The 245-nt window shown below is 66.9% G+C and carries 1 protein-coding gene; it reads right to left on the bottom strand.

Translation table 11 applies throughout. The features are described 5' to 3' along the window. A partial coding sequence (locus SB754_RS22355; protein ID WP_410784472.1) for an FUSC family protein occupies positions 1-245 on the bottom strand: 245 nt, incomplete at both ends.

Raw genomic sequence — 245 nt, 5'->3', positions numbered from 1 at the left:
AATTCGGTGCTGACCAGAGCCAGCGGCGTGACCACCACCTGTGCCAGGGCGTACTGCCGGGCGATGAGCATCTCAGCGCCGAACTGCAGCACCGCAATCACCGTTGCCATCTGCCACGGGTCCAGCCCCGGCAGCAGGATCAATGCAGTGAGCACCAAGCCTCCGAAGGTGCCGAGGATGCGCTGCAGTCCCCGGTGGATCCGGTGGCGCACCGTCAGCCCGACCAGCGGCACCGTGGCTGCAAC

Source organism: Leifsonia sp. SIMBA_070 (assembly GCF_046534635.1).
Taxonomy (GTDB): domain Bacteria; phylum Actinomycetota; class Actinomycetes; order Actinomycetales; family Microbacteriaceae; genus Leifsonia.
This window is presented reverse-complemented; position numbering and strand designations above follow the sequence as displayed.